The 7,433-nt window shown below is 73.5% G+C and carries 7 protein-coding genes; 3 read left to right on the forward strand and 4 right to left on the reverse strand.

The annotated features are described in order from the left end of the window. Nucleotides 1-81: 81 nt before the first annotated feature. Complete coding sequence (locus ACFCY7_RS25690; protein ID WP_376488408.1) at nucleotides 82-531, forward strand: GNAT family N-acetyltransferase; 450 nt, start codon at nucleotides 82-84, stop codon at nucleotides 529-531. A gap of 77 nt (nucleotides 532-608) precedes the next feature. On the opposite strand, the gene mmsA is transcribed toward ACFCY7_RS25690, so the two are convergent. From mmsA to iolC, 4 genes are read right to left on the reverse strand one after another with little or no spacing between them, the layout of a single operon-like run. Then, on the reverse strand, nucleotides 609-2,111 hold the full coding sequence (gene mmsA, locus ACFCY7_RS25695; protein WP_376488409.1) for a CoA-acylating methylmalonate-semialdehyde dehydrogenase: 1,503 nt from the start codon (nucleotides 2,109-2,111) through the stop codon (nucleotides 609-611). 14 nt (nucleotides 2,112-2,125) lie between these two features. After that, nucleotides 2,126-3,997: a 3D-(3,5/4)-trihydroxycyclohexane-1,2-dione acylhydrolase (decyclizing) gene (gene iolD, locus ACFCY7_RS25700; RefSeq protein ID WP_376488410.1), complete on the reverse strand. Its 1,872-nt coding sequence runs from the start codon at nucleotides 3,995-3,997 to the stop codon at nucleotides 2,126-2,128. Beyond that, nucleotides 3,994-4,818: a 5-deoxy-glucuronate isomerase gene (gene iolB, locus ACFCY7_RS25705; protein ID WP_376488411.1), complete on the reverse strand. Its 825-nt coding sequence runs from the start codon at nucleotides 4,816-4,818 to the stop codon at nucleotides 3,994-3,996. The genes iolD and iolB overlap by 4 nt, the downstream gene beginning before the upstream one ends. Before the next feature lie 10 nt (nucleotides 4,819-4,828). After that, a complete protein-coding gene (gene iolC, locus ACFCY7_RS25710) occupies nucleotides 4,829-5,779 on the reverse strand; it encodes a 5-dehydro-2-deoxygluconokinase (RefSeq protein ID WP_376488414.1) in 951 nt (316 codons plus the stop codon). Nucleotides 5,780-5,935: 156 nt separating this feature from the next. Between iolC and ACFCY7_RS25715 the strand changes: the two genes are divergently transcribed. Continuing rightward, a complete protein-coding gene (locus ACFCY7_RS25715; RefSeq protein WP_376488412.1) occupies nucleotides 5,936-6,844 on the forward strand; it encodes a sugar phosphate isomerase/epimerase family protein in 909 nt (302 codons plus the stop codon). A gap of 354 nt (nucleotides 6,845-7,198) precedes the next feature. Beyond that, the gene (locus tag ACFCY7_RS25720) at nucleotides 7,199-7,396 is read left to right on the forward strand and encodes a helix-turn-helix transcriptional regulator (RefSeq protein WP_376488413.1); all 198 of its coding nucleotides are present in this window, start codon (nucleotides 7,199-7,201) and stop codon (nucleotides 7,394-7,396) included. The last annotated feature ends 37 nt before the right edge of the window (nucleotides 7,397-7,433 follow it).

Consider the following 7,433-nt stretch of genomic DNA (forward strand, 5'->3'; position numbering starts at 1 on the left):
CCTCCTGGAGTCGTACGCGCTACCGTCCGCGTACAGCAGGCGCGGTATGCGCACGAGGGTGCGCGCATCGGGAGGTGCGGGATGGACATCCGGCAGGCGGCGACGGTGGCCGAACTGGTCGCCGCCGAGCACTTGTACGACGCTCCCGCGCGGCCCGCGTGGGCCGAGCGGTTCCTGGCGGCGCCGGGCCATCTGATGCTGATCGCGTACGCGGAGGACGGCTTCCCGGCCGGGTTCGTGTCCGGGATCGAGATGGTCCACCCCGACAAGGGCGTCGAGATGTGCCTGTACGAGCTGGGGGTGGACGAGGGCCACCGGCGGCGCGGTGTGGGCCGGGCGCTCACGGAGGCGCTGGTGGCGCGGGCGCGGGAGCGCGGCTGCCGGGGCGCGTGGGTGCCGGTGGACACGGACAACGCGCCGGCGCTGGCCACCTACCGGGCGGCGGGCGCGGTGGACGAGGGCGTGTTCGCGATGCTCGGCTGGACCTTCGACGAGGGGGCCTCCGGCGAAGGGGCCTCCGGCGGGGGGTGACGCGGGGCCGTCCGGGACGGGGACGGCCCCCGGGGTGTGCTGTCAGCACCCCGGGGGCCGTCGTCGGGTGCCGCCCGTCAGTGGTTGCGCGGGAAGCCCAGGTCGACGCCGGTCGGGCCGTCGGCCGGGTCGGGCCAGCGGGTGGTGACGACCTTGCCGCGCGTGTAGAAGTGCACGCCGTCGTTGCCGTAGATGTGGTGGTCGCCGAAGAGCGAGTCCTTCCAGCCGCCGAAGGAGTGGTAGCCCACCGGCACCGGGATCGGCACGTTGACGCCGACCATGCCGGCCTCGACCTCCATCTGGAAGCGGCGGGCGGCGCCGCCGTCGCGGGTGAAGATCGCGGTGCCGTTGCCGAACGGCGAGGCGTTGATGAGGGCGAGGCCCTCCTCGTACGTGTCGGCGCGCAGCACGCAGAGGACCGGGCCGAAGATCTCGTCCTGGTAGGCCTTGGCCGTGGTGGGCACGCGGTCGAGCAGGGAGAGGCCGATCCAGTGGCCGTTCTCGTGGCCCTCGACGGTGTAGCCGGTGCCGTCGAGGACGACCTCGCAGCCCTCGGCGGCGGCGCCGTGGACGTAGGAGGCGACCTTGTCGCGGTGGACGGCCGTGATGAGCGGGCCCATCTCGGAGGTCGGGTCGGTGCCGGGACCGATCTTGATCTTCTCGGCGCGCTCGCGGATCTTCTGGACGAGCTCGTCGCCGATGGCGCCGACGGCCACGACCGCGGAGATCGCCATGCAGCGCTCGCCGGCGGAGCCGTAGGCCGCGGAGACGGCCGCGTCGGCCGCCGCGTCGAGGTCGGCGTCCGGGAGGACCAGCATGTGGTTCTTCGCGCCGCCGAGCGCCTGGACGCGCTTGCCGTTGGCGGAGGCGGTGGTGTGGATGTGGCGGGCGATCGGGGTCGAGCCCACGAAGGAGACCGCGGAGACGTCCGGGTGCTCCAGGAGCCGGTCGACGGAGACCTTGTCGCCGTTCAGGACGTTGAAGACGCCGTCCGGGAGGCCCGCCTCGGCGAGCAGTTCGGCGATCTTCAGGGCCGGCGACGGGTCCTTCTCGCTCGGCTTGAGGATGAAGGTGTTGCCGGTCGCGATGGCGATCGGGAACATCCACATCGGCACCATGGCCGGGAAGTTGAAGGGCGTGATGCCGGCGACGACGCCGACGGGCTGGCGGATCGAGGCCACGTCCACGCGGTTGGAGACCTGGGTGGAGAGCTCGCCCTTGAGCTGGACGGTGATGCCGCAGGCCAGGTCGACGATCTCCAGGCCGCGGGCGACCTCGCCGAGCGCGTCCGAGTGGACCTTGCCGTGCTCGGCGACGATCAGCTCGGCGATGGCGTCGCGGTTGGCGTCGAGGAGCGCGCGGAACTTGAAGAGGATGGTGGTGCGCTGGGCGAGCGAGGAGGTGCCCCAGGTCGCGAAGGCGTCCTTCGCGGCGGCGACGGCGGCGTCGACCTCCTCGACGGAGGCGAGCGCGACGCGCGTGGTGACGGCGCCGGTGGCCGGGTCCGTGACCGGGCCCCAGTTGCCCGACGTGCCCTCGACGGTCTTGCCACCGATCCAGTGGTGGACGGTCTTCGTCATGACGAGTTACTCCTTCAGAGATGGCGGCGTCGGGCGGTGACGTGCCGGTCGTACTCCTCGCGGGCCTTGACCGCCGACGGGCGGGTCGACGTCTCGGCCACGGGCACATCCCACCACGCCTGGGCCGGGGGCGGGCCCGACACTGTGTCTGGCGTTTCGGTCTCGACGTAGACACATGTGGGAACCGTGGCGCGCCGTGCGTCCGCGAGGGCTTCTCGCAGGTCACGGACGGTGCGGGGGCGGAGCACCCGCATGCCGAGGGAGGCGGCGTTGGCGCCGAGGTCGACGGGGAGCGGTGCTCCGGTGAAGCCGCCGTCCGGGTCCCGGTGGCGGTAGTCGGTGCCGTACCGCTCGGCGCCGACGGCCTCGGAGAGGCCGCCGATGGAGGCGTAGCCGTGGTTCTGCAGGACGATCAGCCGCAGGGGCAGCCGTTCCTGGACGGCGGTGACGATTTCGGTGGGGTTCATCAGGTACGTACCGTCGCCGACGAGTGCCCAGACGGGCCTTTCGGGGGCGGCGAGCAGGACGCCGAGGGCTGCGGGGATCTCGTAGCCCATGCAGGAGTAGCCGTACTCGACGTGGTACTGGTCGGGCGAGCGGGGCCGCCACAGCTTGTGGAGGTCGCCGGGGAGCGATCCGGCGGCGTTGATCAGGATGTCGCTCGCGTCGACCAGAGTGTCGAGTACGCCGAGGACCTGGGTCTGGGTGGGGCGGGCGTCCTCGTCGGCGACGGCGTAGGCGGCGTCGACGCGGGTCCGCCAGCGGAGCTTCTCCTCGGCGATCTCGTGCGCGTAGTGCGCGGAGACGTGGAGCGGCTCCAGGAGCGAGTGGAGCTGCTCCAGGCCCTCGCGGGCGTCCGCCACGAGCGGGAGCGCGGCCAGCTTGTGGGAGTCGAAGGCGGCGACGTTGAGGTTGACGAACCGTACGTCGGGGTGGCCGAAGAGGGTGCCGGAGGCGGTGGTGAAGTCGGTCCAGCGGGTGCCGACGCCGATCACCACGTCGGCGGTGCGGGCCAGGTGGTCGGCGACGGCGGTGCCGGTGTGGCCGATGCCGCCGACGTCTTGGGGGTGGTCGTGGTGCAGCGCCCCCTTGCCGGCCTGGGTGGAGGCGACGGGGATGCCGCTCAGCGCGGCGAAGTCGTGGAGGGCCTCCTCGGCGCCGCTGTACCGGACGCCGCCGCCGGCGACGATCAGCGGGCGGGCGGCCCGGTCGATCGCCGCGACCGCCGCGGCCAGTTCGTCCTCGTCCGGGGAGGGGCGGCGGACCCGCCAGACCCGCTCGGCGAAGAAGTCCTCCGGCCAGTCGTACGCCTCCGCCTGGACGTCCTGGGGCAGGGCGAGGGTCACCGCGCCGGTCTCCACGGGGTCGGTGAGGACCCGCACGGCGGCGAGGGCGGCGGGGATCAGGGCCTCGGGCCGGCCGATCCGGTCGAAGTAGCGGGAGACGGGCCGCAGGCAGTCGTTGACCGACACGTCGCCGGCGTGGGGAAGCTGGAGCTGCTGGAGGACGGGGTCGGCGGGGCGGGTCGCGAAGGTGTCGCCGGGCAGCAGCAGGACCGGCAGGTGGTTGACGGTGGCGAGGGCGGCGCCGGTGACGAGGTTGGTGGCGCCGGGGCCGATGGAGGTGGTGACGGCGTGCGCGGAGAGCCGGTTCGACTGGCGGGCGTAGCCGACGGCGGCGTGCACCATGGCCTGTTCGTTGCGGCCCTGGTGGAAGGGCATGAGCTCCGCGTCCTCGACCAGCGCCTGGCCGATCCCGGCGACGTTGCCGTGTCCGAAGATGCCCCAGGTGGCGGCGATCAGCCGGCGCCGTTCGCCGTCGCGTTCGGTGTGCTGGGCGGCGAGGAACCGGACCAGCGCCTGGGCGACGGTCAGCCGGATGCTCATGCGTATCCCTCCGTGTGGTCCGGGTGGAAGCAGATCTTCCACGACCGCTCGGGCCCGGGGCCCGCCATGACGTTGAGGTAGTAGAGATCGTGACCCGGCTGGGCGATCGAGGGGCCGTGCCAGCCGTCGGGGACGAGGACGGCGTCGCCGTCCCGCACCTCGGCGAGGAGGTCGGCGCCGCCGGGCCGGGAGGGCGAGATCCGCTGGTAGGCGAGGGCGCCCGGGCCGTCGATCTCGTAGTAGTAGATCTCCTCCAGGACGGACTCGGCGCCGGGCCGGTGCTCGTCGTGCTTGTGCGGCGGGTAGGAGGACCAGTTGCCGCCGGGCGTGACGACCTCGACGGCGATGAGGCGGTCGCAGGCGAAGGCGTCGGCCGAGGCGAAGTTCCGCACCCGGCGCTCGCGGTTGCCCCGGCCCCGGGTCTCGACGGGAACCTCCGGCGCGGGGCCGTAGCGGGCGGGGAGTCGTCGCTCGCACTTCGCTCCTGCCAAAGCGAAGCGGCCTCCCGCGCCGGAGGCGATCTGGGCGTGGGCGTCGCGCGGTACATAGGCGAAATCGGTCACTCCGTCGAACACGCCTGCGCGGCCCTGGAGTTCGAGGATCTCGCCGTCGACGCGCACGCTACAGGCACCGGCGAGGGGAAGCACGACCCATTCGCCATCTCCGCTGTCGAACGCGTGCGTCTCCCCCGGCCCGAGGGTGAGCACCCGGAGGGCGGAGTACGCCCATCCGGCCCGCTCCGGGTCGATGTCGACGGCGTACGGGCCGCGGGCGGCGGTCCCGGCGGGCAGGTGGAGGGAGAGAGGTCGGTCGGGGCTCATGCGCGGATCCCTACCCCTTGTTTGCCGGAATCGTTCCCGTGCCGGCGGTGAGGGCTTCGTCGATCTCGGAGGCGCAGGGCATGGCGGAGGAGCAGGGGAGGCGGCCGGCGACGATCGCGCCGGCGGCGTTGGCGTGGCGCAGGGTCCGTTCGAGGTCCCAGCCGGCGAGCAGGCCGTGGACGAGCGCCCCGCCGAACGCGTCGCCCGCGCCGAGGCCGTTGACGACCTCCACCGGCAGCGGCGGCACCTCGGCGCGGGTGCCGTCGGCGGAGAGCGCGAGGACGCCCTCGGGGCCCTGCTTGACGACGGCGAGGCGGACCGTGCCGGTGGCGAGGAGCGCGCGGGCGGCGGCGTCGGGGTCGCGTTCCCCGGTCGCCACCTCGCACTCGTCGAGGTTGCCGACGGCGACGGTCGCGTGGCGGAGCGCCTCGGCGTAGTACGGGCGGGCCGCCGCCGGGTCCGTCCAGAACATCGGACGCCAGTCCAGGTCGAGGACCGTCGTCCCCCCGCCGGTGCGGGCCCGGAGCGCCGCCAGGGTCGCGGTGCGGCTGGGTTCGGCGCACAGGCCGGTGCCGGTCGCCCAGAACACCCGGGCGGCGCGGATCGCGTCGAGGTCCAGTTCGTGCGGGTGGATCTCCAGGTCGGGGGCCTGGGGCCGGCGGTAGAAGTAGAGCGGGAAGTCGTCGGGCGGGAAGAGGGCGCAGAAGGTGACGGGGGTGGGGTGGGCGTCGACCTCGGTGACCCAGCGGGCGTCCACGCCGAAGTCCGCCAGCTGCCTGCGCAGGAAGGTGCCGAAGGGGTCGGCCCCGGTGCGGGAGACCAGGGCGGTGCGCCGGCCGAGCCGGGCGGCGGCGACGGCCACGTTGGCCGGGGAGCCGCCGAGGAAGCGGCCGAAGGTGTCGACCCGGTCGAGCCCGACTCCGCTGGTCAGCGGGTACAGGTCCACGCCGAGGCGCCCCATGGTGATCAGCTCGTACGGCTCCGTCTGCACCCGCCACCTCTCGGCTCCGGCCCCGCCACCAGGTCTAGTCGTCCGTCCGGAGGGCTGTCAACGATATGTCCGGACATCCGGACGACCGTCTTGACGCTCCCCCGCGCCCCGGTCAGGGTGGCAATCATGACGAAACCGGCGCCACCGTCCCGTATCCGTGTCGGCTCCGCCCCGGACTCGTGGGGGGTGTGGTTCTCCGACGATCCCCGGCAGGTGCCCTGGCAGCGCTTCCTCGACGAGGTGTCGGGCGCCGGCTACGGCTGGATCGAGCTCGGCCCGTACGGCTATCTGCCCACCGATCCCGCCGTCCTCGCGGAGGAGACCTCGCGGCGCGGTCTGCGGGTGTCGGCGGCGACGGTCTTCACCGGGCTGCACCACGGCCCGGACGTCTGGGACCGCACCTGGGCGCACGTCGCCGAGAACGCGGCCCTCGCCCAGGCGATGGGCGCCGCCCATCTGGTCGTCATCCCGTCCTTCTGGCGGGACGACCGGACGGGCGAGGTCCTGGAGGATCCGGTGCTCTCCGCCGGGCAGTGGCGGGACCTGACGCGGCTGACGGAGCGTCTGGGCCGCGAGGTCCGCGAGCGGTACGGGCTGCGGATCGTGGTCCATCCGCACGCCGACACCCATCTGGACGGCGAGGAGAGCGTGACGCGCTTCCTCGACGCGACCGATCCGGAGGCCGTCGCGCTCTGCCTGGACACCGGGCACTACGCGTACGCCGGCGGGGACAGCGTCAAGCTCATCGAGACCTACGGCGAGCGGATCGGCTATCTGCACCTCAAGCAGGTCGATCCGGAGGTGCTCGCCGGGGTGGTGGCCGAGGGGGTGCCGTTCGGGCCGGCGGTGGCGCGGGGCGTGATGTGCGAGCCGCCGTCCGGGGTGCCCGCGCTCGAACCGGTGCTGGCCGCCGCGCGGGCCCTGGACGTGGACCTCTTCGCCATCGTCGAGCAGGACATGTACCCGTGCGAGCCGGACGCCCCGTACCCGATCGCCCTGCGCACCCGGAGCTTCCTCCGCTCCTGCGGCGTGTGACCGGCGCGGGCGGGCGACCGGCGCGGGGGCGGGCATGACCGGCGCGGGGGCGGGCGTGATCGGCGTACGGCTGGGTGTGAAGCCCGGCGCATACCCGCCTGACCAGGGGTGACGCACGCGGACACACCGGTGGGCGCGTGTGCCGCTTCCGTCACACGGGTCCCTGCGCCGTCACGCATGTCTCCGTTACGCGGGTTTTGCGTCACAGGCGGTCGACAGCCCCTCTCCTCCCGTCGGGAAGGCCGTTGCAACGGGCAACAGGCTGATTGATCGCTTGATCGCCGACGCCCGCCCGCAGCGCCCCCGAACGGCACCCCCTGCCACCGCTGCGCGGCGCGCAGGGAGGTACCGGGCATGACGGACAGAAGGCTCTGGTCGTACAAGGACATCGCCGCACACATCCGGGTGCAGCCCGACACGGTCCGCTCCTACCGGAAGCACGGACTGCTGCCGCCGCCCGATCGGGTGGAGTCGGGCAAGCCCTACTGGTACGCGGACACGATCCGCGTCTGGGTCGCCGGCCGCCCCGGCAACCGGGCCCGCCGCGACTGACGGCCCCGCGACGGCGCGGCGCCGGGTCCGGAGTCCC

Origin of the sequence: Streptomyces sp. NPDC056361 (assembly GCF_042262805.1) — a bacterium.
Classification (GTDB): Bacteria; Actinomycetota; Actinomycetes; order Streptomycetales; family Streptomycetaceae; genus Streptomyces.

Excerpts from the sequence above, each read along its gene's own strand:
- iolC (WP_376488414.1), bottom strand. The coding sequence starts at position 5,779 with ATGGGGCGCCTCGGCGTGGACCTGTACCCGCTGACCAGCGGAGTCGGG.
- iolB (WP_376488411.1), bottom strand. The coding sequence starts at position 4,818 with ATGAGCCCCGACCGACCTCTCTCCCTCCACCTGCCCGCCGGGACCGCC.
- iolD (WP_376488410.1), bottom strand. The coding sequence starts at position 3,997 with ATGAGCATCCGGCTGACCGTCGCCCAGGCGCTGGTCCGGTTCCTCGCC.
- ACFCY7_RS25720 (WP_376488413.1), top strand. The coding sequence starts at position 7,199 with ATGACGGACAGAAGGCTCTGGTCGTACAAGGACATCGCCGCACACATC.
- ACFCY7_RS25690 (WP_376488408.1), top strand. The coding sequence starts at position 82 with ATGGACATCCGGCAGGCGGCGACGGTGGCCGAACTGGTCGCCGCCGAG.
- mmsA (WP_376488409.1), bottom strand. The coding sequence starts at position 2,111 with ATGACGAAGACCGTCCACCACTGGATCGGTGGCAAGACCGTCGAGGGC.
- ACFCY7_RS25715 (WP_376488412.1), top strand. The coding sequence starts at position 5,936 with ATGACGAAACCGGCGCCACCGTCCCGTATCCGTGTCGGCTCCGCCCCG.